At 66.0% G+C, this 24,534-nt stretch carries 18 protein-coding genes; 9 read left to right on the forward strand and 9 right to left on the reverse strand.

Annotated features, from left to right (window positions below):
- Window positions 1-200 precede the first annotated feature (200 nt).
- A complete protein-coding gene (ahcY, locus tag HALO32_RS03165) occupies window positions 201-1,610 on the forward strand; it encodes an adenosylhomocysteinase (RefSeq protein ID WP_151442349.1) in 1,410 nt (469 codons plus the stop codon).
- Here ahcY and HALO32_RS03170 read toward each other — a convergent pair whose 3' ends face one another.
- On the reverse strand, window positions 1,611-2,549 hold the full coding sequence (locus HALO32_RS03170) for an AEC family transporter (RefSeq protein ID WP_151442350.1): 939 nt from the start codon (window positions 2,547-2,549) through the stop codon (window positions 1,611-1,613). It lies immediately after the preceding gene.
- A gap of 140 nt (window positions 2,550-2,689) precedes the next feature.
- Here HALO32_RS03170 and metF point away from each other — a divergent pair, with 140 nt between their 5' ends.
- Entirely contained in the window at window positions 2,690-3,538 is an 849-nt protein-coding gene (metF, locus tag HALO32_RS03175; RefSeq protein ID WP_151442351.1) for a methylenetetrahydrofolate reductase [NAD(P)H], read from the forward strand.
- A gap of 71 nt (window positions 3,539-3,609) precedes the next feature.
- Here the strand turns inward: metF and HALO32_RS03180 are convergent, their stop codons facing one another.
- From HALO32_RS03180 to prlC, 5 genes are all read right to left on the reverse strand, one after another.
- Window positions 3,610-5,799 (reverse strand): TRAP transporter permease, encoded by a 2,190-nt coding sequence (locus HALO32_RS03180; RefSeq protein WP_151442352.1) that lies wholly within the window; start codon window positions 5,797-5,799, stop codon window positions 3,610-3,612.
- 94 nt (window positions 5,800-5,893) lie between these two features.
- Window positions 5,894-6,880, reverse strand: coding sequence for a TAXI family TRAP transporter solute-binding subunit (locus HALO32_RS03185; RefSeq protein WP_151442354.1), 987 nt, complete (start codon window positions 6,878-6,880; stop codon window positions 5,894-5,896).
- Window positions 6,881-7,191: 311 nt separating this feature from the next.
- Window positions 7,192-8,904: a Na/Pi cotransporter family protein gene (locus tag HALO32_RS03190; RefSeq protein ID WP_151442355.1), complete on the reverse strand. Its 1,713-nt coding sequence runs from the start codon at window positions 8,902-8,904 to the stop codon at window positions 7,192-7,194.
- A gap of 5 nt (window positions 8,905-8,909) precedes the next feature.
- Window positions 8,910-9,155 carry a YheV family putative zinc ribbon protein gene (locus HALO32_RS03195; protein ID WP_151442357.1) on the reverse strand — a complete coding sequence of 82 codons (246 nt, stop codon included), beginning with the start codon at window positions 9,153-9,155 and terminating at the stop codon, window positions 8,910-8,912.
- Window positions 9,156-9,202: 47 nt separating this feature from the next.
- The gene (prlC, locus tag HALO32_RS03200; RefSeq protein WP_151442358.1) at window positions 9,203-11,251 is read right to left on the reverse strand and encodes an oligopeptidase A; all 2,049 of its coding nucleotides are present in this window, start codon (window positions 11,249-11,251) and stop codon (window positions 9,203-9,205) included.
- A gap of 104 nt (window positions 11,252-11,355) precedes the next feature.
- Between prlC and HALO32_RS03205 the strand changes: the two genes are divergently transcribed.
- From HALO32_RS03205 to HALO32_RS03215, 3 genes are all read left to right on the forward strand, one after another.
- Entirely contained in the window at window positions 11,356-12,696 is a 1,341-nt protein-coding gene (locus tag HALO32_RS03205; RefSeq protein WP_151442359.1) for a sodium-dependent transporter, read from the forward strand.
- Between the two features lie 15 nt (window positions 12,697-12,711).
- A complete protein-coding gene (locus tag HALO32_RS03210; protein WP_151442360.1) occupies window positions 12,712-13,263 on the forward strand; it encodes a gamma carbonic anhydrase family protein in 552 nt (183 codons plus the stop codon).
- 80 nt (window positions 13,264-13,343) lie between these two features.
- The gene (locus tag HALO32_RS03215) at window positions 13,344-14,015 is read left to right on the forward strand and encodes a metal-dependent hydrolase (protein ID WP_151442362.1); all 672 of its coding nucleotides are present in this window, start codon (window positions 13,344-13,346) and stop codon (window positions 14,013-14,015) included.
- Here the strand turns inward: HALO32_RS03215 and HALO32_RS03220 are convergent.
- The 3 genes from HALO32_RS03220 to HALO32_RS03230 are packed head-to-tail and all read right to left on the reverse strand — an operon-like array spanning window position 13,991 to window position 18,058.
- A complete protein-coding gene (locus tag HALO32_RS03220; RefSeq protein ID WP_151442372.1) occupies window positions 13,991-15,373 on the reverse strand; it encodes a sigma-54-dependent transcriptional regulator in 1,383 nt (460 codons plus the stop codon). The two genes, HALO32_RS03215 and HALO32_RS03220, sit on opposite strands and share 25 nt — an antisense overlap.
- Window positions 15,366-17,276 carry a sensor histidine kinase gene (locus tag HALO32_RS03225; RefSeq protein ID WP_151442363.1) on the reverse strand — a complete coding sequence of 637 codons (1,911 nt, stop codon included), beginning with the start codon at window positions 17,274-17,276 and terminating at the stop codon, window positions 15,366-15,368. Before HALO32_RS03225 ends, HALO32_RS03220 begins: the two co-directional genes overlap by 8 nt.
- Window positions 17,277-17,284: 8 nt before the next feature.
- Window positions 17,285-18,058: a GntR family transcriptional regulator gene (locus tag HALO32_RS03230; protein ID WP_151442365.1), complete on the reverse strand. Its 774-nt coding sequence runs from the start codon at window positions 18,056-18,058 to the stop codon at window positions 17,285-17,287.
- A gap of 330 nt (window positions 18,059-18,388) precedes the next feature.
- Here HALO32_RS03230 and HALO32_RS03235 point away from each other — a divergent pair, with 330 nt between their 5' ends.
- From HALO32_RS03235 to HALO32_RS03250, 4 genes are read left to right on the forward strand one after another with little or no spacing between them, the layout of a single operon-like run.
- On the forward strand, window positions 18,389-19,144 hold the full coding sequence (locus HALO32_RS03235; protein ID WP_151442367.1) for a (Fe-S)-binding protein: 756 nt from the start codon (window positions 18,389-18,391) through the stop codon (window positions 19,142-19,144).
- Entirely contained in the window at window positions 19,141-20,607 is a 1,467-nt protein-coding gene (locus tag HALO32_RS03240) for a LutB/LldF family L-lactate oxidation iron-sulfur protein (RefSeq protein ID WP_151442368.1), read from the forward strand. The genes HALO32_RS03235 and HALO32_RS03240 overlap by 4 nt, the downstream gene beginning before the upstream one ends.
- The gene (locus tag HALO32_RS03245; RefSeq protein ID WP_151442370.1) at window positions 20,607-21,287 is read left to right on the forward strand and encodes a LutC/YkgG family protein; all 681 of its coding nucleotides are present in this window, start codon (window positions 20,607-20,609) and stop codon (window positions 21,285-21,287) included. Before HALO32_RS03240 ends, HALO32_RS03245 begins: the two co-directional genes overlap by 1 nt.
- A 5-nt stretch (window positions 21,288-21,292) precedes the next feature.
- Entirely contained in the window at window positions 21,293-24,130 is a 2,838-nt protein-coding gene (locus tag HALO32_RS03250) for an FAD-binding and (Fe-S)-binding domain-containing protein (protein ID WP_225809710.1), read from the forward strand.
- Window positions 24,131-24,534: the final 404 nt, after the last annotated feature.

A 24,534-nucleotide genomic window follows, 5' to 3' on the forward strand; every position in this document is an offset into this window, starting at 1 on the left:
CAACACGACGGGAAGTGGGGGGCGTCCGCGAGGCATGAGTAGCATCCTGATTGAGGCCTACTCAACATTATAGTATGTATTTACGGGACAACACACTAGGCGTCCAAGCGTCCACCTGCGCTGGTTGTCCGGTGTTACCCTCACTGCTTATAGTGTGTGTCCCGCTTTTCGTCCTGATCCTGATCTCGAGGTATCGATCCATGAACCATCCCGCCGTTTCCGCTCCCGCGGCCACCGACTGCAAGGTCGCCGATCTCACCCTCGCCGACTGGGGGCGTCGCGAGATCCGTATCGCCGAGACCGAGATGCCGGCGTTGATGACGATCCGCGATAAGTATCGTGGTGATCAGCCGCTGGCCGGCGCGCGCATCGCTGGCTGCATTCACATGACCATCCAGACTGCGGTGCTGATCGAGACCCTGATCGATCTGGGGGCCAGCGTGCGCTGGTCGTCCTGCAATATCTTCTCCACTCAGGACCATGCCGCAGCCGCTATCGCGGCCGCCGGCATTCCGGTGTTCGCCTGGAAGGGGGAGACGGAGGAAGAGTTCTGGTGGTGCATCGAGCAGACGGTGGAAGGGCCCGATGGCTGGACCCCCAACCTGGTGCTGGATGATGGCGGCGACCTGACAGCGCTGCTCCACGAAAAGCGTCCCGAACTGCTGGACGCCATCCATGGTATCTCCGAGGAGACCACCACCGGCGTGCATCGCCTGCAGGAAATGCTGCGCGATGGCACTCTCAAGGTGCCGGCGATCAACGTCAACGATGCCGTGACCAAGTCGAAGAACGACAACAAGTACGGCTGCCGCCACTCCCTCAATGACGCCATCAAGCGTGCCACCGACCATCTGCTGTCCGGCAAGCAGGCGCTGGTGGTGGGCTATGGCGACGTGGGCAAGGGCTCGGCCGCCTCGCTGCGCCAGGAAGGCATGATCGTGCGCATCGTGGAGATCGATCCGATCTGCGCCATGCAGGCCTGCATGGACGGTTTCGAGGTGGTATCGCCCTACCGCGATGGCATCAACAGCGGCCTGGAGAGCATCGACCGCGACCTGCTCTCGCGGATCGACATGGTGGTGACCGCCACCGGCAACATCCATGCCTGCGACGCCGCCATGCTCCAGGCGCTGAAGCCGGGTGCGGTGGTCTGCAATATCGGTCACTTCGACAGCGAGATCGATACCGCCTACATGCGTCGCCACTGGCACTGGGAGGAAGTGAAGCCCCAGGTGCACCAGATCTTCCGTGACAGCAAGCCGGGAAGTTTCGACCCCGACAGCCGCGACTACCTGATCCTGCTCTCCGAGGGCCGCCTGGTGAACCTGGGCAACGCCACCGGCCACCCCTCTCGGGTGATGGATGGCTCCTTCGCCAACCAGGTGCTGGCGCAGATCCATCTCTTCGATGGCCGCTTCGCCGAGCTGCCCGAGGGCGACCGGCGCGATGCCATGGGCGTGACGGTGCTGCCGCGTCATCTCGACGAGGAGGTGGCCCGCTACATGGTGCAGGGCTTCGGTGGGGTGGTCACCCGCATGACCGAGGATCAGGCCGACTATACCGGTGTGGCCGTCGACGGGCCCTACAAGCCGGACGCCTATCGCTACTGATCACGAGAGTCCGGTCAGGCGCATCATCAGCGTCAGGTAGAGCGGAATCAGCAGCGGGGCGGCCAGGGTGGTGATCAGTACCGCCAGGGCGCCCTTCTCCGGGGCGATGCCGAGTTCCATGGCCACCACCACCACGTTGGCGGCCATGGGCACCACGCCGATCAGCAGCAATGCCAGGGCCAGTTCCCCCGATAGCGGAAAGAGGGCCTGCAGGCCCAGTACCGTGGCCAGCGACAGCAGCGGCCAGAGGCCGTAGCGGATCGCCACGCAGGCGCCGATGAAGCGCAGGTCGAACTCCCTCACGCTGACCCGCCCCAGGGTCATACCGATGATCATCATGCCGAGCAGGGTGTAGGTCGCCGGGAAGGCGGCCAGCCCCTGCATCACCGCGTCCGGCACCTCGAGTCCCAGGCCGCTCACCAGCAGGGCGGCGAGGAAGGCATAGATCAGCGGCAACCGGGCGATCTTGACCAGGCTCTGGCGCACCGAGAACTGTCCCCGGGCGCTGAGGTAAAAGCCCACCGTGAACTCGTAGAGGGTCACCCCCAGCACGCAGAACAGATACAGCGTCACCCCCTGGGGTGGCAGCAGCACCAGGGCCACCGGCAGGCCGAAGTAGCCGGTGTTGCCGGTGCCCGAGGAGAAGGCCAGCAGAGCGCTCTCCTGGGGGGCGAAGCCGTGCTTCGCCAGGCGGTGGACGACCACGGCGATCAGGCTGGCCAATGTGAAGAGCGCCGCGGTCAGCAGCAGGTGGTCGGGCGTAGGGCCGCCCTGGACCAGGCCGCGGAAGAAGGTCAGCGGGGCGACCAGGTAAATCAGCAGGGTGGCGACGGGGCGCGGGTCCACCGCCAGCCGGCGGGCGGCCAGCCAGCCCAGGCCGATATAGGCGAGCAGGGTCCAGAGGGGCCCCATCAGGGTGCCGGGATCGATCGGGGTCATGTCCTTCCCTGGGTCATGGTGGTCTTGGCACCGCCGCTGCATGAACAGGATTGATGCAGGGGCGCGTATCTTTCATTGGTCTGCGGCCAGGCCAGCCGTCAGAATAGGCGCAATATGCATCGATTTCATGAGGTAAGCCGATGAGCACGCAGGAACATCCGCTGGGGATCAGCTTCGAGTTCTTCCCGCCCAGTACCGACGCCGGGCGGGACAAGCTGGTCGGCGTTCGCGATGCCCTGGCCAGCCGCGCGCCGCGCTTCTTCTCGGTCACCTTTGGTGCCGGCGGCTCCACCCAGGATCGCACCCTGAATACCGTGCGCATGGTGCGCGAGTCCGGCTTCACCACCGCGCCACACCTCTCCTGCATCGGCAGCGACAAGGGCGCGCTGCGTGAATTGCTCTCTCGCTACCGGGAAGAGGGCATCGACAGCCTGGTGGCCCTGCGCGGTGACCTGCCCTCCGGGATGGGTGGGGGTGGCATCGGTCAGCTGCGCTACGCCAATGAGCTGGTCGAATTCATCCGCGAGGAGACCGGCGACCATTTCGAGATCGCCGTGGCTGCCTACCCGGAATCCCATCCCCAGGCGCGGAATCTTGAGCATGATCTGGCGAATTTCGCCAGCAAGATGAAGGCCGGGGCGGATATCGCCATCACCCAGTACTTCTTCAGCGCCGAGGCCTATTTCCACTTCGTCGAGCGGGCACGCGCGCTGGGCGTCGAGGCCCCCATCGTGCCCGGCATAATGCCGATCACCAACTACACCAAGCTGGCGCGCTTCTCGGATGCCTGCGGGGCCGAGATCCCGCGCTGGATCCGCAAGCAGCTCGAATCCTATGGCGATGACAGCGAGGCCATCGGCGCCTTCGGCGAAGAGGTCGTGTCGCGGCTCTGCCAGCGGTTGCTTGACGGTGGAGCCCCGGGCCTGCATTTCTACACCCTCAACCAGGCGAAGCCGGTACTGCGCATCCTCGACAACATCATCGCCTGACGCGGCTCTCGCCGCAACGCAACGGGCCCCGCCAATGGCGGGGCCCGTTGCGTTTCCGGGGTATGTCACGCTCAGCTGGAGGTAACAGTCTTGTCCCCGCCGCCGCCGGGGCGAGCGCGTTGCATCATGAACATCAGCACGCCGACGGCCAGGCCCGCGATGTCGGAATAGATGCCGCCATAGATCATGCATATCGCCCCGACCAGCATCAGCAGGCGCTGCCAGGCCTTGACCGGCCCGAAGAACCAGGCCTGGACGGTGGCCGCCAGCAGGATGATGCCCAGGGTGGCAGTCAGGCCCACGCGCAGGATCTGCATCCAGCTCCCTTCCATCAGCATGGCCGGGCTGTAGAAGAACATGAAGGGCACGATGAAGGCCGCCAGGCCGATCTTGAACGAGGCCACCGAGGTGCCCATGGCGTTGTCGCCGGAGATGCCTGCCGCTGCATAGGAGGCCAGCGCCACCGGGGGAGTGATCGCCGAGACCACCGCGAAGTAGAATACGAAGAAGTGCGCCACCAGCGGCTGGATGCCGATGTTGATCAGGCCCGGCGCGACCACCGAGGCGGCCACCGCGTAGGCGGCCGTCGTCGGCATGCCCATACCCAGCAGGATCGAGATGCACATGGCGAAGAACAGCGCCAACAGCTGGCTGACCCCGGCCAGGCCGAGCAGCAGCGAGGAGAAGCGTGCGCCGACCCCGGTCAGCGAGATCACCCCCACGATCAGGCCGGCGCAGGCGCACACGGCGATGATCTGGATGGCCATGGTGCCGGCTAGTTGCAGGGCCCTGAGGATGGCAGGGATGCCCATCTTGTGGGGCGAGAACCAGCTCACCACTGCGGCCGAGGCGGTGGCCAGAGTACCGGCACGAATCACCGAGTAGCCCATGAACAGCGCGGCAATGAGGATGATGATCGGCGCGAAGAGATAGACCTGCTTGACCAGCTTCGAGAACAGCGGGATCTCGTCCTTGCGCATGCCGCGCATGCCCTTGCGGGCCGCCTCGAAGTCCACCATGCAGTAGATCGAGAGGAAGTAGAGGATGGCGGGAATCAGCGCCGCCACGGCGATCTCGGTATAGGGAATGCCGGTGATTTCGGCCATGATGAAGGCGCCTGCGCCCATGATCGGCGGCATGATCTGCCCGCCGGTAGAGGCGGCGGCCTCGATGGCGCCGGCGCTGCGCCCCGGGTAGCCGACCTTCATCATCAGCGGGATGGTCAGCGAGCCGGTGGAGACCACGTTGCCGGCGCTGGTGCCGTTGATCATGCCCATCAGGCCGGAGGCGAAGATCGACACCTTGGCGGGACCACCCCGGGCCCGACCGGCCGCGGCGAAGGCGAAATTGACGAAGTAGTCACCCACCTTCGAGGCCTGCAGGAAGGCCGCGAAGATGATGAACAGGATGATGTAGGTCGACGAGACCGCGGTGGTCGGCCCGAGGATGCCGGCGTCGGTGTAGACCTGGCTGAAGAAGCGGCCCACCGAGAGCCCAGGGTAGCCCAGGAAGCCCGGCAGGTAAGGGCCGGCGAAGACGTAGATCAGGAAGATGGCGGAGATCACCACCAGCGCCAGGCCGGCGACTCGGCGCGTCAGCTCGAGGATCAGTAGCGAGCCGGCGATGGCCGCATAGGAGATGCCCATGGGCGCAAAGGAGGTGCCGGTGGAGGCGCGCAGTGGGCTGTTGAACATCACCAGCAGGTACCCCGCCACCCCCAGGGCGCAGACCATCAGCACCAGATCCGCCGGCGAGAGGCGGTCGCGGAACTGGCGATAGCTCCAGGAGAGCAGGATGCCGGCCATGGTGGCCAGGATCAGCGGATAGCCGAAGTGCCAGGTCTCGATGGCCGGGTCGATGCGCATGGCCTCACCGCTCATCGTCTGGTACATCGTTACCACCCGCACCAGGGCGTAGAGGGCCGGGACCAGCATGGCGTAGCTCACCCAGGCCAGCCAGGCGGGGGAGCGGCGTTGTTTCTCATCAGCGAAGCGGGTGCCCGCATAGAGGCCGTAGCCAAGAATCAGGGCACCGGCGATGTGCACGATGCGGAATGACCAGGTCTCCAGCGGATAGATGTTCAGCGAGATCAGGTGAAAGAGAGAGTAGGCGATGGCCAGGGTACCAAAGAGCAGCCACTGCCAGCCGGTATAGAGCCGTCGGTTGGACTCCACGGCGGCTTCGTCGACGCCCTCGGCTTTGACCGCCTCGACGACGTCATCGCTTGACGCGTCGTCACGGGATTCGGGGGTATGGGACATGGGGACACCCTTGGGGGGATGGCGGAGGAGCACGGGAACCGCCCCGCACCGCCTTCTCGTGGCGCGGTACGGGGCAGTCGGTCAGGTCAACGGATTACAGCTTCAGGTCTTCCGGGATCTCGTAGCCGTTCTCCTCGTACCAGCGCACGGCACCCGGATGGAAGGGCAGCACGGTATTGTACTGGATGTTCTCCGGGATGCTGGTCGCGGCGCTGCGGTGGACGTCCCGCATGCGGTCGTTGTTCTCCAGACTCAGCTTGGTGACCTCGTAGACGAAGTCCTCTGACAGGTCACAGCCGGCGATGGTGAAGTTCCACATGGAGACGGCGCGGGCATCCTCCTCGAGGGTCTCGTAGGTGCTGGCCGGAATCTGGAACTCGGAGACCGGGAAGTTCTCGAGCACCGTCTGCTGCTCCTCCTCGGTGAATTCGATGATGTTGACGTCGGTCTGCACCTCGAGCTGGCTGACAGCGGGAATCGGGATGCCGGCGGCGAAGGCGATGACGTCGATCAGGCCGTCCTGCAGCTGACCGCCCAGGTCGGACCAGCCGCCGTTGCGACGATCGAACTCGACGCCCAGGGTCTCGAGCATGGCCGGGAAGTAGGTGTCGGAGGTGGAGGCCGACGGGCCGAAGCCGATGCGGGCGCCTTCCGGGATGTCGGAGATCGATTCGATGCCGCTGTCCTCGAGCGCCGTGATCGAGAAGGGCGTCTCGTACATCGGGAACAGGGCACAGACATTGTCCATTTGCATGCCCGGGGCGAGCGGGCTCTCGCCGGCCAGCGCCTCGGCGGCCGGGCCCATGGTGGTCAGGCCCAGGGCGACGTCACCGCTGTGGACCAGCGCCATGTTCTGGGTCGGGCCACCGGTGACCTCGCCGCCGCCGGAGACACCCAGCTCGTCGGCGATCAGGTTGGCCCAGCCGGAGCCGTACACGAAGTAGGTACCGCCCTGACTGGCGGTGCCCACGGTGAAGCTATCCGGCCAGTCGCTGCGGTCCGACTGAGCCGAGGCCGAGGCGGCGACCAGCAGGGAGCCGGCCAGAGTGCCGGCGAGGATCCGTGAGGTTGTGTTGTGCATGGTGTGCTCCTGTATACGGTTGTGCTCTTGTCATTTGCCCGGGCTGCGGTGCCCCGGGGCTGCATGCCCTCGTCCCCCAGTATGGTCACCGTTTACGGGACCTGCCGTGAATCGGTCCGGGGTGGCATCAACGCTTATTACAGAGCAATGGCCATGCCCGTTTATCGAAATATCTTATATTTCATGTGGTTGCAGTATAGTTCTTCGACTTTTGTCGAAGCATTGTGGATGGGTAAGGGCTGGGATCTCACACGCGACGAGCCTTGCGGTGTGCGGATTTCCGCACAGGAGGACATGCCTGGTCGCCTCGCTCAGGCGTCGTCTGGCGAGGTCAGGGCGGCCGTCAGTCGGCTGGCCTGGTGGAGGTCGTTCATCAGCGAGGAAGCGAGCCAGGGGTCCAGGTGGTGCTGGCGCAGCCGTTCGGCCAATTCGTGCTGCCAGTGGTGACGGACCTCCTCCAGGGGCGCCTCGATGTCGCGCGCACCGGGGTCGTTGGCCAGGCGATTGAGGCCCTCGGCGAGGGCCATGCGCAGGTCGTCGTGGGCCTCGCGCAGGGGGCTGGCCGGTGCGGCATGGCGCAGCAGGCTGCGCTGCAGCACCTCGCCGAAGCGGACCGCCTCGACCAGCCGCAGGGTACGGGCATAGAGGGCCTCCAGGCGCGCCTCCTGGGCCGCGGTGAGGGGCGTGTCGATGCGCGAGTAGAAGTCGAGGATCTCCGCCATCAGCGGCTTGATCTGCTCGTGGTAGCGCACGTTCACCAGCGGCCACTCCTCGGGGACGATGGGCGCCTCGATCACGGCCCGGTCGGGCGGGTGGCCGATCGCCTCGGCACTGGGCACCAGGATGGCCGAGGCGAGCAGGTGGTAGGTGCGCCGGTCGAGCCGCCGGCACTCCTGCTCGATGGCCGAGAGGGCCGTGTCGGCGTGTTGCAGGGCGTTGGTCTCCAGATAGCGGGCCTGGGCCGGGGGGACCCTGGCCGGCTCGGGGAGGAGCCGCTCCAGGTCGCCGGCCAGCCGCGGGATCCAGGGCAGCATCAGCAGGATGCCCAGTCCGTTGAAGAGGGTATGGAAGAGCGCCAGCTTGAGCGGCCAGGCGCTGGCCGCCAGACCCATCAGCGCGGCGAGCCGGTCCACCAGCCCGGCCAGCGGCAGCAGCAGGACCAGGGCCACGGCCGCCGTGACCAGGTTGAAGATCACGTGGGCGCCGGCCAGCCGTCGGCCGGCCGTGCTGGCGCCGAAGGCCCCGATCACCGCGGTCACCGTGGTGCCGACGTTGGCGCCGATGGCGATGGCCAGGGCCGGCAGGTAGGGCAGCTGGCCGGAGCCCAGCGCCGTGAGGGTGATCAGCAGGGTGGCGTGGCTGGACTGCATGACCACGGTGGCAATGACGCCGAAGAGCACCAGCAGCGGCCAGTGCCAGAGGTGCTCGCCGGCCAGGCCGTCCAGGGAGAGGCCATCCTGCCAGGTCTCGAAGCCGAGCTTCATGAAGTCGATGCCGAGCAGCAGCAGGCCCACGCCGAGCAGCAGCCCGGCGATGCCGGCGCGATTGCCCTGCAGCAGCCGGGAGCCCAGCAGCCCCAGGGCCAGCAACGGCATCGCATACTGGGCAAGGTCGGCCTTGAGACCGAAGCCGGCGATCAGCCAGGCACCGGTGGTGGTGCCGAGGTTGGCGCCAAAGAGTAGCGCGATGGCGGCGGGCAGGGCCACCAGGCCGGCGCCGACGAAGGACATCGCCAGCAGGGTCACCAGCGAGCTGGACTGGACCAGCGCGGTCGCCAGGGCGCCCACGGCGATAGCTCGCGAGGTCCGGCGGGTGGCGGCGTGCAGCCAGCGGTCCAGGGTGCCGCCGGATAGGCGTTTGATGGCCTCTTCCAGGTGGGTCATGCCCCACAGGAAGAGCCCCAGTCCGGCGGCCAGGGTGGCCAGGTCGAGTCGCGCGACCAGCAGGGCCGCCGCGGCCGCGAGCCCGAGCAGCTCGAACAGGCGGCGCTGCGGCGGCAGGACGTTGGCCGCTCCCTGGCCCATGGGCGTCAGTGCTCTTTCGGATCGAGGATCTTGACGGTCTGTACGTCGTTACGAGCCTGCTCCTCGCGCTCGCGATTGACTCGGGTCTCGAGCTCCGGCAGTGCCTGATCCTCGATGGGCAACTGCTCGAAGAAGTCACAGCTGACGCAGTCGCGATAGCGGATGCCGTTCTGTTCCCAGCTGCGGATGCGGTCCATCTCGGCACAGCGCGGGCAGATAGCCCCGGCGATAAAGCGTTTGGTTACGGTCATGTCATCTCCACAATGGGCCGCCGAGGGGGGCCGGCGGCAAAGCCTTCTCAGGCGGCACGGATGCCGCTGTGGCGCAGCAGGGGTTCGACGCTGGGGTCGCGGCCGCGGAAGGCGCGGAACAGCTCGGCGGCGTCGCGGGAGCCGCCGCGCTCGAGAATCTCGGTGCGGAAGCGCCGCCCGGTCTCGGGATCGAAGATGCCGGCCTCCTCGAAGGCGCTCCAGGCATCCGCGGAGAGCACCTCGGCCCACTTGTAGCTGTAGTAGCCCGCCGCGTAGCCGCCGGCAAAGATGTGGCCAAACCCGTTCTGGAAGCGGTTGAAATCGACCCGCGGGACCACCGCGACGGCGTCGCGGACCGCGTCGAGCAGCGTCTGGATGTCGTCGGCGCTGGGGGCGGCGAGCTCGCGGTGCAGGCGGAAGTCGAACAGCGAGAACTCCAGCTGGCGCACCATGCCCATGGCGGACTGGAAGTTCTTGGCCGCCAGTAAGCGTTCGAAGAGCGCCTCGGGTAGCGGGGCGCCGTCCTCCACGTGGCCGGCGATCAAGTCGAGCCCCTCGCGCTCCCAGCAGAAGTTCTCCATGAACTGGCTGGGCAGCTCCACCGCGTCCCAGGCGACGCCGTTGATGCCGGAGATGTCGGCAACGGTCTGGCGGGTCAGCATGTGGTGCAGGCCATGGCCGAACTCGTGGAAGAGCGTGGTGACCTCGTCGTGCGTCAGCAGCGCCGGGGTGTCGCCTACCGGACGCGTGAAGTTGCAGGTCAGGTAGGCCACCGGCAACTGTACGGCCTCGCCTTCCAGACGGCGAACCCGGCACTCGTCCATCCAGGCGCCGCCGCGCTTGCCCTCGCGGGCATAGAGGTCGAGGTAGAAGCCGGCGATGGGGGTGTCGTGCTCGAGGATGCGGAAGTAGCGCACGTCGGGGTGATAGCGCGGGGCCGACTCGTCCTCCTCGAAGGTGACGTTGTAGAGACGCTCGACCACCCGGAATAGACCATCGACCACCTGCGGTGCGGGGAAGTAGGGGCGCAGCTGTTCGTCGGAGATGGCGTAGCGCGCCTCGCGCAGCTTTTCGCTGGCAAAGCCTACGTCCCAGGGCGCGAGCTCGTCCATGCCAAGATCTTCGCGGGCAAAGGCGGCCAGCTCACCATACTCTTCACGGGCCTGGGGGACGGCGCGGGCGGCCAGGTCCTCGAGAAAGGTGACCACCTGATCGGGTGACTCGGCCATCTTGGTGGAGAGAGAATAGTCGGCGTAGTCGCTGAAACCCAGAAGCTCGGCCAGCTCATGGCGCAGTGCGAGGATCTCTTCCATCACCGGGGCATTGTCATACTCGCCGGCGTTGGGGCCCTGGTCGGAGGCCCGGGTGACGAAGGCGGTGTAGACCTCGCGACGCAGTTCAGGATCCTCGGCGTAGGTCATTACCGGAAAGAAGCTGGGGAAATCCAGGGTGATGCGGTAGCCGGCCAGGCCCTTGGCCTCGGCATTGGCCCGCAGGTTGGCCAGGGCGCTCTCGGGCAGGCCGGCGAGGCGGCTGTCGTCGGCGAGATCCAGGTGCCAGGCCTGGGTGGCATCCAGCAACTGGTTGGAGAAGGTGTTGGAGAGCTCGGAGAGCCGTGACTTGATCTCGCCGTAGCGCCGCTTCTTCTCGGCGGGCAGGTCCACACCGGCCAGGCGGAAGTCGCGCAGGGCATTCTCTACGGTGCGGCGCTGGCCTTCATCCAGGGTCGCCCAGGCAGGGCCGTCGTGCAGCGCCTGCCAGGCCCGGAAGAGCCCCTCGTGCTGGCCGATCCAGGTGGTGTAGTCGGAGAGCTTGCCCAGGCAGGCCTGGTAGGCCTCGCGAAGCTCGGGGTTGTTCATGGTGCCGTTGAGGTGCGAGACCGGCGACCAGGCCCTCGCCAGGCGGTCGTTGAGCGCTTCCAGCGGAGCGGCCAGGCTCTCCCAGCTCGGGGTGGTCGTCTCGGCGTGCGCCACGAGTTCCTCGGTGGCCGTGCGGTTTTCCGCCAGCAGCTCCTCGATGGCGGGCACGACGTGTTCGGGCCGGATCTCGGCAAAGGGGGGCAATTCGTGGGATTCGAGCAGCGGATTGCGGGACATGCACACCTCGGGTCGGGAGTGGAGAACAGGCCTTAGATGCGGGCGGCCGCGGCGGGTTTCAATGTGCTAGGCTTGCGCCCTTTTGAGGCTCGCGGAGTGGACCCATGAACGAGACGCTGGAGCGCTGGAGCACGCGGCGCGCCTTCATCCTGGCCGTTACCGGCGCCGCGGTGGGGCTGGGCAACATCTGGCGCTTCCCCTACATTACCGGTGAGAACGGTGGTGCCGCCTTCCTGCTGCTCTATGTGGCCTTCGTGCTGCTGCTGGGCCTGCCGGTAATGATGGCCGAGATCCTGATCGGCCGTGCCGGGCGGCGCAGCCCCATGCAGTCGCTCGGCCACCTGGCTGGCCAGGCGGGGGCGAGTCGCCACTGGCGCTGGCTGGGGCTGTTCGGCGCCGTCACGGTGTTCTGCATCCTCTCCTTCTACTCCGTGGTCTCGGGCTGGTCCATCGAATTCCTGGTGGCCGCGGTCAACGGCGACTTCGCGGGACGCAGTGCGGCGGAGATCGGCGCCGGCTTCAATGCCTTCCTCGCTGACCCCGGGCGCATGACCTTCAACCATACGCTCTTTTTGATGATGACCATGCTGGTGGTTGCCGCCGGGGTGGCCAAGGGGCTTGAGAAGCTCAATAACCTGCTGATGCCGCTGCTTTACCTGCTGCTGCTGGTGCTGGCAGGGTACGCCGCTACCACTGAGGGCTTCGCCCCGGCATTGGCCTGGCTGTTCCTTCCCGACATCTCCGCGGTAACGCCCATGGTGATGCTGCAGGCCATGGGCCACGCCTTCTTCACCCTGGCCGTGGGCGCCTGTGCGCTGATGGCCTATGGCGCCTACATGCCCGACCATCAGAGCCTGCCACGTGCCGCCGTGGCGGTGGCGGTACTCGATGTGGCAGTGGCCTTGCTGGCCGGTATCGCCATCTTCTCGGTGGTGTTCGCCCAGGGCATGGACCCTGGCGAGGGGCCAGGCCTGATGTTCGTCACCCTGCCGGTGGCCTTCGCCGAGCTGCCCGGCGGGTCGCTGTGGCTCTCGCTGTTCTTCCTGCTGTTGCTGCTGGCGACCTGGACCTCCTCGATCAACCTGGCCGAACCCATGGTCGCCACCCTGCAGGGCTGGGGGCTGCGGCGGGGATCGGCGGCGGCCGTGGTGGGCCTGGGAGTATGGGGGCTGGGTATGCTCTCGGTGCTCTCCTTCTCCAGTCTGGCCGAAACCCGGGTGCTGTTCGGCATGAACCCCTTCGAACTGGTCAGTACGATTCCCCCGGAGATCTTCCTGCCACTGGGCGGATTGCTCATCGCCATTTTCGCCGCCTGGGTGATGCCCGAGCAGACCACCCTGCGGGCGCTGGATGCCGGCCCCAACGGCTTCCGTGCCTGGCGCGCCCTGGTGCGCTGGGTATCGATTCCGCTGACGCTGATAGTATTGTTGGCTGGGCTGATCTGAAAACGGAGGTGAACGATGAGCGAGGCAACGAGCCTGCGATCCTGGAAAGGCGTTGAGCCGCAACTGGGCGCGCGGGTCTACATCGATCCGGCCTGCATGGTGCTGGGTGACGTGGTGCTGGGCGATGACAGCTCGGTATGGCCCATGGCGGTGATCCGCGGCGACATGCACCGCATCCGCATCGGGAACCGTACCAGCGTGCAAGATGGCAGCGTTCTCCACATTACCCATGCCAGCGACTTCAATCCCGACGGCTTTCCGCTGACTATCGGCGACGAGGTGACCATCGGCCACAAGGCCATCCTCCATGGTGCGACCCTCGGCAACCGCATCCTGGTGGGCATGGGCGCCATCATCATGGATGGCGCCGTGGTCGAGGACGAGGTGATTATCGCTGCTGGTGCCGTGGTGACGCCAGGCAAGCGACTGGAGAGCGGCCACGTCTATGCCGGTAACCCGGCCAAGGCACTGCGCCCGCTCAAGGAGAAGGAGCGAGCCTTCTTCCCCTACACCGCCGGTAACTATGTCAAGCTGAAGGACGAGTATCTGGCGGTTCAAGAGGAATGATCTTCTAACCCATTGTTTTTCAATGTCGAAGCGCGCGATAATCTGGTCATTTATCCAGTATATCGAGGGCGCGCCCCGGCATGGCCAACTTTCGCACCCACCTTGGCGTGGCCGCCGCCGCCGGCGCCGTGCTGGCCCATGGCGGTTGGCAGGCGGGCCTCTGGAGCGCCATGGAGAGCCTGCCACTGCTGGCGCTGGTGACCTTTGGGGGCATCCTGCCTGACATCGATGCCGACCGCTCCCGGGCGATTCGTCTTATCTTCAATCTGCTGGCGGTGCCCGCGGTGGTGGCCGGCGCCCTGGTGCTTCAGACGCGAATGGCCACCGGTGCCTTGCTGATGGTGTGCGGTGTGATCTACCTGAGTGCGCGTTATCTGGCCGGGGCGCTGTTTGCCCGATTCACCGTGCACCGTGGTCTCTGGCACTCGTTGCTGGCGGCGGGGCTCTGCGGCCTGGTGGCCACGGTGCTTAGCCACCGGCTGTTCGGCCAGTCCGACCACCTGGCCTGGGCTCACGGCATCGGCCTGGCGTCGGGTTTCGCCATCCACCTGCTGCTCGATGAGCTCTACAGCGTCGATCTCACCGGGGCGCGTCTCAAGCGCTCCTTCGGCACCGCCCTCAAGCCGTTCGACTGGCGTGAGCCGGGCAATTCCCTGGTGATGCTGATGGTGGCGGCGAGCCTGGCGCCTTGGTTGCCTCCCGTTGAGCCGCTGCGTGAACTGCTCCGTCAGGGGGCCTCGCTCTGGCGGTAGTCCTCGGCTTTCAGACCATATTTCCTGAGCTTGTCGTAGAGGGTCTTGCGCGGCAGGCCGAGTTGCTCGCAGACCTCGGAGACACGGCCGTGGTGACGAACCAGCGCCTGGTCGATCAGGCTCTTCTCGAACAGCTCCACCTGTTGGGGCAGGGCCAACTCGCCGCTGTCGCTGCCCACCCCCTCCAGCAGGGCCTCCAGGCGGTAGTCGCAGGTGGCGCCGAGCAGCACGTAGCGCTCGGCCAGGTTGCGCAGCTCGCGCACGTTGCCCGGCCAGTCATGGGCCAGCAGTGCCGAGATGCCGGCGGCATCCAGCGGTGGCGCCTCCAGCCCGCTGCGGTTGGCGGCCACCACAGCGAAGTGCTGGAACAGTAGCGGAATATCCTCGCGCCGCTCGCGCAGCGAGGGGATCGGCAGGGTGACGACCTCGAGCCGGTAGTAGAGATCCTCACGGAAGCGTCCCGCCTCGGCTGCGCTCTTGAGGTCGACCTTGGTAGCAGCGATCACGCGCAGATCCAGGGAGACTGGCACATTGGCACCGAGACGCTCGATGGCGCGGTCCTGCAGAACCCGCAACAGCTTGACCTGCAGCGAGAGCGGCATCGACTCGATCTCGTCGAGGAACACCGTGCCACCCTGAGCATGCTCGAACTTGCCGATGCGCCGCTCCACGGCCCCGGTGAAGGCGCCCTTTTCGTGGCCGAAAAGCTCCGACTCGATGATGCTTTCGGGAACGGCGCCGCAGTTGATGGCCACGAAGGGGTGGCCGCCGCGGCGACTGCGTTCGTGGATGGCACGCGCCACCAGATCCTTGCCGGCCCCGGTCTCGCCGAACAGCAGCACATCGGTCTCTACCTGGCTGATGCGCTGGACCATGGAGGCGAGGCGCTGAATGGCCGGGGCGCGTCCCACCAGCCGCGGCCCCGGTGCCGATTGCTGGGCCTCGAGCTCGGCCTTGAGTTCGCGGTTCTCGAGACTCAGGCGGCGCTTTTCGATGCCGCGGCGCACCATCTCTACCAGGCGCTCTCCGGCGAAGGGTTTTTCCAGGAAGTCCCAAGCACCCTCGCGCATCGCCTCCACGGCGGTGGAGATGTCGCCATGGCCGGTAATCAGGATCACTGGCAGGTCGGGGTCGCGGCTGCGGGCCTCGCGCAGCAGCGTCATGCCGTCCATGCCGGGCATGCGGATGTCGCTGACAATCACTCCGGCGAAGTCTGGCGTCAGGGCCGCCAAGGCAGCCTCGGCGCTCTCGAAGGCCAGGGGCTCGTACCCCGCCAGCTCCAGGGTCTGGCCCGCGGTGATGCGCAGGTGAGCCTCGTCGTCGATGATCATCACCGGAAGGGGCGCCGGCTCATGCATGGGTGTCATGCTCCTCGTTCCTGGTATCAACGATCGCTTCGGGACCGGAGTCGCGGGGCAGGGTAATGGTAAAGCGGGCACCGCCGCCAGGGGCATTCTCCGCCGTCAGCCGGCCACCCAGGTCGTCGATGATGCGTGCCGAGATCGATAGTCCCAGTCCGAGACCGCTGCCCGGCGACTTGGTGGTGAAGAAGGGCTCGAAAATCCGACCCAGGTGCGCCTCGGCGATGCCGGGGCCGTTGTCGGTGACCCGGATTCGCACCTCGTCGCCGTCGGACTCGATACTCAGCTGCAGGTGCGGTGCATCCGTCTGGCCCATGGCCTGGAGGGCGTTGCCGATCAGGTTGACCAGCACCTGTTCCAGGCGCACCAGGTCGGCGCGCACCCAGATCTCCTCTTCGGGCCAGTCGCGTTCGACCGTGACCCTGGCGTCGCGGAGCCGAGACTGGAAGAGCCTCAGGGCATAGTCGAAGCAGGCGGGGACCGAGACGCTGGTGGGTCTGTCGCCACTCTTGCGCGAGAACTGGCGTAGCTGGGCACTGATCTCGGCCATGCGGTCAGTGAGCTCGATGATCTGTGCCAGATTGCCCTTCGCCGCCTCGGTGCGGCTGCGGGCCAGGAACTCAGCGGCATTCTCGGCATAGGCGCGAATCGCCGCCAATGGCTGGTTGAGCTCATGGTTGATACCGGCAGCGAGCTGGCCGAGCACGGCGAGCTTGGCGGCCTGGATCAGTTCGTCGCGGGTCTGGCGAAGCCGCTCCTCGGCACGGCGACGTTCCTCGATCTCGCCGGAGAGGCGCCGGTTGGTCTCGACCAGGTCGCGGGTGCGTCGCTGCACGTTGAGTTCCAGCTCGTCGCGGGCTCGTGCCAGAGTGCGTCGCTCACGGTCGGCGAACTGCTCGCGTTCGCGGCGCAGCCTCAAGCGCTGCCAGCCGATGCCGCCGGCCAGGACCACCACGCCGTAGAGGCCGCCGACCAGGAGGGCGGCGAGCCACTGGGCCTGGATCACCGGTGCCAGCGACTTGAGGATATACATCTCCCAGTCGAATTCCGGCATGGGGCGAGACAGGCCCAGATAATCTTCCCCGGCCAGCGGACCCCGCTGGAAGCCGACCCGCTGGCTGTGCTTGCCCGGTGTCTCGGTGATCGCGAGGCCGGCGGGAGTCAGCGGCTTATCGGCATAGCGGCGTGTGTCCCGCAATGCCTCACGTTGGTCGTCGGAGATTGGCTGCAGAGCCTTCATGCGTAGCTCCGGTCGGCTGGCCATGAAGATGATGTCGTCCTTGTCGGTGACCAGCAGCTCGGCATCCTGCTCGGCCCAGCTCGCTTCCACGGTGTCGAGCAGTACCTTCACGACCATGACACCGTCGGGGCTCGCGTTAGGTTCGGTGTCGTCGAGCCACACCGGGGCCGAGAAGTAGTAGCCGCGCTCTCCGGACTGCACGCCCAGGCCATAGAAGCGCCCGTCGCGGCCGGCGATGGCATCCTGAAAATAGCTGCGGAAAGCGTAGTTCTGGCCGATGAAGGTGTCGGGGCGGTGCCAGTTACTGGCGGCCAGGGTGTCGCCGTGGCGGTTGATCAGGTAGATATCGGACACCCCAGCCGTGGCCCGGAAGCGGTCCAGCAGCCGGTTGAGCGGCATGGGGTCCTGGCTCTCCGGGGAGGCCAGGAAGCGCCTCACCATCTCGCGCGAGGCGAGCAGGGCGGGCAGATAGTCGTGGCGCGAGAGGTGGCCGATCAGGCTTGCCGCCGAGAGGCGCAGCTCGTTATCGGCGTCGTGGCGCAGCTCCTGCAGGGCCTGGTCGCGGGCCAGCAGGGCGGACTGCCACATGGCGAGTACCAGCCCGAGGGTCACCGCCAGCCAGAGCAGCTGGCGGACCCGGCGGTGGGAGAGCATCGGCATGGCGGATGTCAACGTGAGGTCGCGGGCATGACCTGGGCACGACGGAGGGCGCGCTGGGCCCTTGTCTCGGCCCGCTCGACCTCGAGCAGGCTCTCCTCGACAAAGACCAGATGCTCGTGGGCGCGCGTGCGGGCGTCCTCGGCCCGGCCCTCGAGGATGGCGTCGAGCAGGGCGCGGTGCTGTTTCATCAGCAGGGGACGCGACTCGGGCTTCTCGAACAGGTGGGCCAGGTTGTCGACGATGCTCTTTTCCAGCAGGTGAAAAATGCCGCGGATGGTGTGCAGCAGCAGCACGTTGTGGGCCGATTCGGCGATGGCCATGTGGAAGGCTGCGTCGGCCCGGGCCTCGAGCGCCGGGTCGCGGCCCTTGAAGCAGGCCTCGAGTTCCTCGAAGCGCTTGATCAACAGCGCCTTGTCGGTGGGCGTGGAACGCAGGGCCGCGTAGTAGGCGGAGATGCCCTCCATGGCATCGCGGAATTCGAGCAGGTCGAGGTGGAACTCCCCGTGGCGGGAGAGCATCTCCAGCAGCGGGTCGCTGTAGCCGCTGTTGAGCTCCTCGCTGATGAAAGTGCCGCCCCCCTGGCGGCTGGTCAGCAGGCCGCGGGCCGACAGCTTCTGGATGGCTTCGCGCAGCGAGGGGCGCGAGACGCCGAAGCGCTCGGCCAGTTCGCGTTCCGGCGGCATGCGCTGGCCGGGCTTCAGGCTGCCCTCGAGGATCAGCGCCTCGAGGCGCTCAGTGATGACATCGGCCAGGCGAGGCTGTCGAACGGGTTGGTAGGCCATGGTGGTGGCTCCGGAGCACGTGGTCAAAGTCGGCATGATATCGTCATCAAATTGGTATTACCAAACGCAGCGTCGATAGATTCCTGCCTTGCACCGAGGCGTGACAATTTATTCAGCTACATCAGAGCGTTGGAGAGAGCGCTGAAAAGGCTAGACTAAAGTATAGGCAAACGGGGCTGGGAAGCAGAGGCCAAGCGTTTGACACTGCAGATTCTGCCTCCTACTGTGCTATGGCGTTTTCTTGTCAATTGGTTTTACCAATTTCCCGTAGCCCGAATCAACGATTTCAGCGTGGCGCTGCCGTGCCCTGCGCTGTCCAGGACCCTGCCCATGACGCCAGTCAAGCTCTATACGCCGAAGCCGGAGAAGGTCTACTTCTTCGGAACCTGCCTCGTCGATCTCTTCTATCCGGAAGCTGGACTGGACGCTATCCGACTGCTCGAGCGGGAGGGCATCGAGGTGCTCTTTCCCGAGGACCAGACCTGCTGCGGGCAGCCGGCCTTCACCTCGGGCTACCAGCAGGAGGCTCGGGCCGTCGCGGCGGCTCAGCTTTCCCTCTTCCCGGAGTCCTGGCCAATCGTGGTGCCCTCCGGCTCCTGTGGCGGCATGATGCGCACCCATTATCCCCAGCTCTTTGCCGGTACCGAGCTCGAGGAGCGGGCCAACGAGGTGGCGAGGCGCGTCTATGAACTGACCGAATTCCTGGTCCATGTCTGTCACCTCAAGCTCGACGATCGCGGCACTCCGGAGAAGGTCGCCATGCACACCTCCTGCAGTGCCCGTCGCGAGATGGGGCTTGCCGATACCGGTCCGGCCCTGCTCTCCCAGCTCGGCAAGGTCGAACTGGTGGAGCAGGCGCGTGCCGCCGAGTGCTGCGGCTTCGGCGGCACCTTTGCCGTCCGCCATCCCGAGGTCTCCGCCGCCATGGTGGAGGACAAGACCGCCGCCATCGTGGAGGCCGGCGCCCAGCGCTTCGTGACCTCCGACTGCGGCTGCATGATGAACATCGGCGGCCGCTTCGAGCAGCAGAAGGCGCCGGTCCAGGGCGAGCATATCGCCAGCTACCTGTGGCGGAGAACCTCATGAGCGAACAGACCTCGGGTGTGTATACCTATAGCCCTCGCCAGTTTCACCGCCAGGCTCACGATGCCCTGGGCAATCCGCAGATCCGCGCCAATTTCCGCAAGGCGATGGATGGCCTGATGACCAAGCGCCGCGAGAGCTTCGGCGACTGGGAGCTGGAGACCCTGCGCGAGCTGGGCGCCAATATCCGCATGCGGGCCCTCGCCAAGCTGCCCGACCTGCTCGAGCAGCTGGAGGCCAACTGTGAGGCCAATGGCATCAAGGTGCACTGGGCAGAGGATGGCGAGCAGGCCTGCCGGATCATCCGCGAGATCTGCGAGAGCCATGGTGCGACGTCGGTGGTCAAGGGCAAGTCGATGGTCTCCGAGGAGATGCACCTCAATGCCCACTTGGAGGAGGCGGGTATCGAGGCGCTGGAGTCCGATCTTGGCGAGTACCTGGTGCAGCTCAACGAGCAGACCCCCTCGCATATCATCATGCCGGCCATCCATCTCAATACCGATGAGATCTCCGAGATCCTGCATGAGAAGACCGGTACCGAGCGTACCCGTGACGTCGACACCATGACCGCGGCGGCCCGATCCCAGCTGCGCGAACGATTCATGAACGCTGATGTGGGCGTATCGGGGGTCAACTTTGCGGTGGCCGAGACCGGCACTCTGTGCCTGGTGGAAAATGAGGGCAACGGCCGCATGACCACCACGGTGCCGCCGGTTCATGTGGCAGTTACCGGCATCGAGAAGGTCGTGGAGCACCTGCGTGACGTGCCGCCTCTCTATGCCTTGCTGAGCCGCTCGGCGACCGGCCAGCATGTCACTACCTACTTCAACATGATCAGCTCGCCGCGCAAGGAGGGCGAGCATGACGGGCCCAAGGAGGTGCACCTGGTGTTGGTCGACAACGGTCGGTCGAATATCTACCAGGACGACGAATTGCTCGACACCCTGCGCTGTATCCGCTGCGGCGCCTGCATGAATCACTGTCCTGTCTACACCCGGGTGGGCGGACATACCTACGGCACCACCTACCCCGGTCCCATCGGTAGCATCCTATCGCCTCACCTGATGGGCCTTGAGGAGACGAAAGACCTGCCCACCGCTTCGAGCCTTTGTGGTGCCTGTGGCGAGGTCTGCCCGGTGAAGATCCCGATCCCCGACCTGCTGGTGAGGCTGCGCCGCGAGTCAGTGGGCGAGGGCCGCGGCAACGTACCCGGTGCCGGCATCAAGCGCACTCGCAAGGAGGCCGCGGCCTGGAAGGGCTTCCAGTGGCTGGCCACCCATCCCGCCGCCTGGCGTATCGGCACCTCCATGGCCGGCAGGTTCAAGGCGCTGATGCCGTCGAAACTGGGCGTGTGGACCGAATACCGGACTGCACCGAAGCCTGCCGCTACCACGCTTCACGCGCTGGTCAAAAAGCACCAAGCTGCCAAACCAAGGGTCGACAAGTCCGACAAGGAGCGCCGCTGATGAGTGCCCGCGACGCCATTCTCAAGCGCCTGCGCGAACGCACCGACGGTCCGTTGAGTGCCCCGGAGAGCGACTTCGCCGTGGTGACCCACCGCGGCTGGAGTGGCCAGGAGCGCCTTGAACGTTTCGAGCGCTGGATCGCCTCGGTGCACGGCGAGGTGGTCCATACCTCCCGCAAGGGCTGGACCGAGGCGCTGGCCAGGGTGCTCGCCGACAAGGGCGTGCGGCGGCTGGCGCTGGGCAAGCAGCACCCGGTGGCCGCCGAAGCGCGCCAGGCGCTTGTCGATACCGAGGTGGAACTGGTCGATGTGAATCGCGATATCGAGGCGTGGCAGCGCGAGCAGTTCGAGTCGGTCGACGCCGGCTTGACCTCCACTCTCGGCGGGATCGCCGAGACCGGCAGTCTGTGGCTCTGGCCCACACCCGACGAGCCACGTCTGATCAGCCTGGTGCCTTCGATTCATGTCGCCGTGCTGGATGCCGATACCTTGGAGGACACCCTCTTCGACGTGGTGGAGAAACACGGCTGGGCCAACGGGATGCCGACCAATGCGCTGCTGATTTCGGGACCGAGCAAGACTGCCGATATCGAGCAGACTCTGGCCTATGGGGTCCACGGGCCCCGTGAACTGGTGGTGCTGCTGCGTCATGCCTCCGCCGCACCGGGAGATGAGAAATGATGTCCATGAGTGCTTGGCGCGAGTTGAAGGACGCCCTTGCGGCGACGATTCCCGCCGAGCGGTTGATCGATGACCCCCTGCGGACCCTGGCCTACGGGACCGATGCCAGTTTCTATCGGCTGATTCCACAACTGGTGGTTCGACCGCAGAACGAGGCGGAGCTCCAGCGGACCCTGGCAGAATGCCGGGAACGGGAGCTGCCGGTGACCTTTCGTGCCGCCGGTACCTCGCTCTCCGGCCAGGCGGTCACCGATTCGGTGCTGATCCAGATGGGACGAGGCTGGCGCGACCACGAGATTCTCGACGAGGGCAAGGCGATCTGCCTTCAGCCCGGGGTCATCGGCGCTCGTGCCAACCAGCTGTTGGCCCCCTACGGTCGCAAGATCGGCCCCGACCCTGCCTCCATCGCCAGCTGCATGGTCGGTGGCATCGCCGCCAACAACGCTTCGGGCATGTGCTGTGGCACGGCACAGAACAGCTATCGCACGGTGCGCGATATCCGGGTGATCCTGGCTGACGGTAGCCTGCTCGATACCGCCGACGCCGACAGCGTCGCCGCCTTCCGGGCGTCCCATGGAGAACTGCTGGCCGGACTCGAGCGCCTTGCAGCCGAGACGTGCGACAACGCCGAGCTGGCCGAGAAGATTCGCCACAAGTATCGCCTCAAGAACACCACCGGCTACGCCCTCAACAGCCTGGTCGACTTCTCGGACGGTATTGAGATCCTCAAGCACCTGATGATCGGCTCCGAGGGCACCCTGGGGTTCATCAGCACCATTACCTACGACACCGTGGTCGATGAGCCCCTGAAGGCTGCGGCGCTGGCCTTCTTCCCCGACATGGGCACTACCTGCCGTGCGACCATCGCCCTCAAGCAGTCACCGGTCTCCGCCGTGGAGTTGATGGACCGCGCTGCGCTGCGCTCGGTGCAGGACCAGCCTGGCATGCCCGAGGTGCTCAAGACACTGCCCGAGGGCGCCGCGGCGCTGCTGGTCGACGTGCGCGGCAACGACGAGGCCGAGCTCGACGCGCGCATGCAGGCGGTTCAGGCGACCCTCGAGGGCATCCAGGCCCTGGAGCCCGTCACCTTCACCCGTGACGCCGATGCCTATGCCCTTTACTGGAAGATTCGCAAGGGCCTGTTTCCGGCTGTGGGGGCGGTGCGCGAGACCGGCACCACGGTGATCATCGAGGACGTGGCCTTTCCCATCGAGCGTCTCGACGAGGGCGTGCTGGCGCTGACCGACATCTTCCACCGGCACGGCTACCGGGATGCCATCCTCTTTGGGCACGCCCTGGAGGGGAACCTGCACTTCGTCTTTCCCCAGGGTTTCGAAAAGCCTGGCGAAGTGGAGCGCTACCAGGCGCTGATGGATGAGGTGGCGCAACTGGTTGGCGTGGAGTACGGCGGTTCACTCAAGGCCGAGCACGGTACCGGGCGCAACATGGCCCCTTACGTGGAGCTGGAGTGGGGGCCCGAGGCCTATGCGCTGATGTGGGAGATCAAGGCGCTCTTCGACCCTGGAAATCTGCTCAATCCCGAGGTGATCCTCAGCCGTAACCCGACGCTGCACCTGGAGAACCTCAAGCCCTTGCCGGCGGCCGACGAGATCGTCGACAAGTGCATCGAATGCGGTTTCTGCGAGCCGGTTTGCCCCTCGACCGATCTGACCTTGACGCCACGCCAGCGCATCGTGATCCGTCGTGAGCTGGCGAGGCTCGAAGCACTGGGCAGCCAGGCCACCGACGCCGACAGGACGCGCATGAAGGAGCTCGAGGAAGCCTATGTCTATCAGGGTATCGACACCTGTGCGGCGACGGGGCTTTGCGCTACCCAGTGTCCGGTGGGCATCGATACCGGTGAGATGGTACGTCAGTTGCGTCATGAGCGGGCGGTGGACAAGGCCCCTCTTGCCCGGCGTATCGGCCGACATTTTTCAGGGGCAACGCGTGTGGCGCGAGGCGGGCTGAATGCGGCGGGTGCGGCGCGAACCGTGCTGGGCGTCAACCTGATGGAAAAGATGAGTACCGGGGCGCGTCGGCTCAGCGGTGACCGCCTGCCCCAGTGGAGCCCCGCCCTCCCCAGGTCGGCGTCAATTCGGGTGCTGGAGTCTGTGACGTCGGGCGATGCCTCCAGGGACAAGGTGGTCTATCTGCCCTCTTGTGCCACCCGGATCTTCGGAGCGGCCCATGATGATAAGGTGGAGGCACGCTCGGTGATGGAGATCACCCTGGCGCTGCTTGACAAGGCCGGCTACGAGGTCGTGCTCCCGGAGATGATCGGGCACCTCTGCTGCGGCATGGCTTTCCAGTCCAAGGGCCAGTTCGAGGAAGCGGCCCACAAGGGGCGCGAACTCAACCGCGAACTGCTGATGGCGAGCCAGAACGGGCGTTTTCCGGTGCTCTGTGACACTAGCCCCTGCACTCTTCAGATGCGTAAGCACCTCGACGAACGACTCGAGATGCTGGAGCCGGTCGCCTTCGCTCATGATCATCTGCTGCCCCGGCTCGCTATCACCCCCTTGGACGAGCGGGTCGCCGTGCACGTCACTTGCTCGAGCACCCGCATGGGGCTTGACGACAAATTCGTCAGACTGGCCCGGGCTTGTGCCAACGAGGTCGTGGTGCCGGCAGGCATCGACTGCTGCGGCTTTGCTGGCGACAAGGGGTTCAATACCCCCGAGTTGAATGCCGTCGCGCTGGAGGGATTGGCCGAGGAGGTGGCCGAATGCAGTGCCGGTTACTCCAACTCCCGCACCTGCGAGATCGGTCTGAGCCAGCACGGCGGCATTCCTTATCGCTCAATCTTTTCCCTGCTTGATCGGGCCAGCCGGGCACCCTGAGTTTTTTCTTCCTGACGCTCTTGCGGGGGGCCGGGAAGTTCCGTAGAGTACGCATCCGCTGCCGGCAACGGGCACACGTTACCGGCGGTGATTGTCGCAGAAGCGGTTGTTTCTACTGGGGTTTTTCGAGAGGTTCGCGAATTTCCCGCTTGACGGACACGTCAGACTCGGTAAAATACGTTCTCTCGCGACAGGGCCTCTCGAGGCCTCGATCGGTCGCCATCTCGATGGCAGGTCGCTCACCCGGAACGGTTCCTCGGAACGCTCGCAGGGTTGACATCGACCGCCGATCACGTAGAATACTTCTTCCTCGCAGGGCGCTGGCGGCGCCGCTCACTGAGCCGGCCACGACAGCACGCGAGACGCTCCCCTCTCGATGAGAGCCCGGAGCCGCTCTTTAACAA

It is taken from the genome of Halomonas lysinitropha, assembly GCF_902500215.1.
Classification (GTDB): Bacteria; Pseudomonadota; Gammaproteobacteria; order Pseudomonadales; family Halomonadaceae; genus Halomonas; species Halomonas lysinitropha.

Coding starts and splice junctions, on each gene's coding strand:
- HALO32_RS03205 (WP_151442359.1), top strand. CDS start 11,356: ATGAACGAGACGCTGGAGCGCTGGAGCACGCGGCGCGCCTTCATCCTG.
- HALO32_RS03250 (WP_225809710.1), top strand. CDS start 21,293: ATGAGTGCTTGGCGCGAGTTGAAGGACGCCCTTGCGGCGACGATTCCC.
- ahcY (WP_151442349.1), top strand. CDS start 201: ATGAACCATCCCGCCGTTTCCGCTCCCGCGGCCACCGACTGCAAGGTC.
- HALO32_RS03190 (WP_151442355.1), bottom strand. CDS start 8,904: ATGGGCCAGGGAGCGGCCAACGTCCTGCCGCCGCAGCGCCGCCTGTTC.
- HALO32_RS03185 (WP_151442354.1), bottom strand. CDS start 6,880: ATGCACAACACAACCTCACGGATCCTCGCCGGCACTCTGGCCGGCTCC.
- HALO32_RS03240 (WP_151442368.1), top strand. CDS start 19,141: ATGAGCGAACAGACCTCGGGTGTGTATACCTATAGCCCTCGCCAGTTT.
- HALO32_RS03180 (WP_151442352.1), bottom strand. CDS start 5,799: ATGTCCCATACCCCCGAATCCCGTGACGACGCGTCAAGCGATGACGTC.
- HALO32_RS03195 (WP_151442357.1), bottom strand. CDS start 9,155: ATGACCGTAACCAAACGCTTTATCGCCGGGGCTATCTGCCCGCGCTGT.
- HALO32_RS03220 (WP_151442372.1), bottom strand. CDS start 15,373: ATGCATGAGCCGGCGCCCCTTCCGGTGATGATCATCGACGACGAGGCT.
- HALO32_RS03210 (WP_151442360.1), top strand. CDS start 12,712: ATGAGCGAGGCAACGAGCCTGCGATCCTGGAAAGGCGTTGAGCCGCAA.
- metF (WP_151442351.1), top strand. CDS start 2,690: ATGAGCACGCAGGAACATCCGCTGGGGATCAGCTTCGAGTTCTTCCCG.
- HALO32_RS03225 (WP_151442363.1), bottom strand. CDS start 17,276: ATGCCGATGCTCTCCCACCGCCGGGTCCGCCAGCTGCTCTGGCTGGCG.
- prlC (WP_151442358.1), bottom strand. CDS start 11,251: ATGTCCCGCAATCCGCTGCTCGAATCCCACGAATTGCCCCCCTTTGCC.
- HALO32_RS03215 (WP_151442362.1), top strand. CDS start 13,344: ATGGCCAACTTTCGCACCCACCTTGGCGTGGCCGCCGCCGCCGGCGCC.
- HALO32_RS03235 (WP_151442367.1), top strand. CDS start 18,389: ATGACGCCAGTCAAGCTCTATACGCCGAAGCCGGAGAAGGTCTACTTC.
- HALO32_RS03170 (WP_151442350.1), bottom strand. CDS start 2,549: ATGACCCCGATCGATCCCGGCACCCTGATGGGGCCCCTCTGGACCCTG.
- HALO32_RS03245 (WP_151442370.1), top strand. CDS start 20,607: ATGAGTGCCCGCGACGCCATTCTCAAGCGCCTGCGCGAACGCACCGAC.
- HALO32_RS03230 (WP_151442365.1), bottom strand. CDS start 18,058: ATGGCCTACCAACCCGTTCGACAGCCTCGCCTGGCCGATGTCATCACT.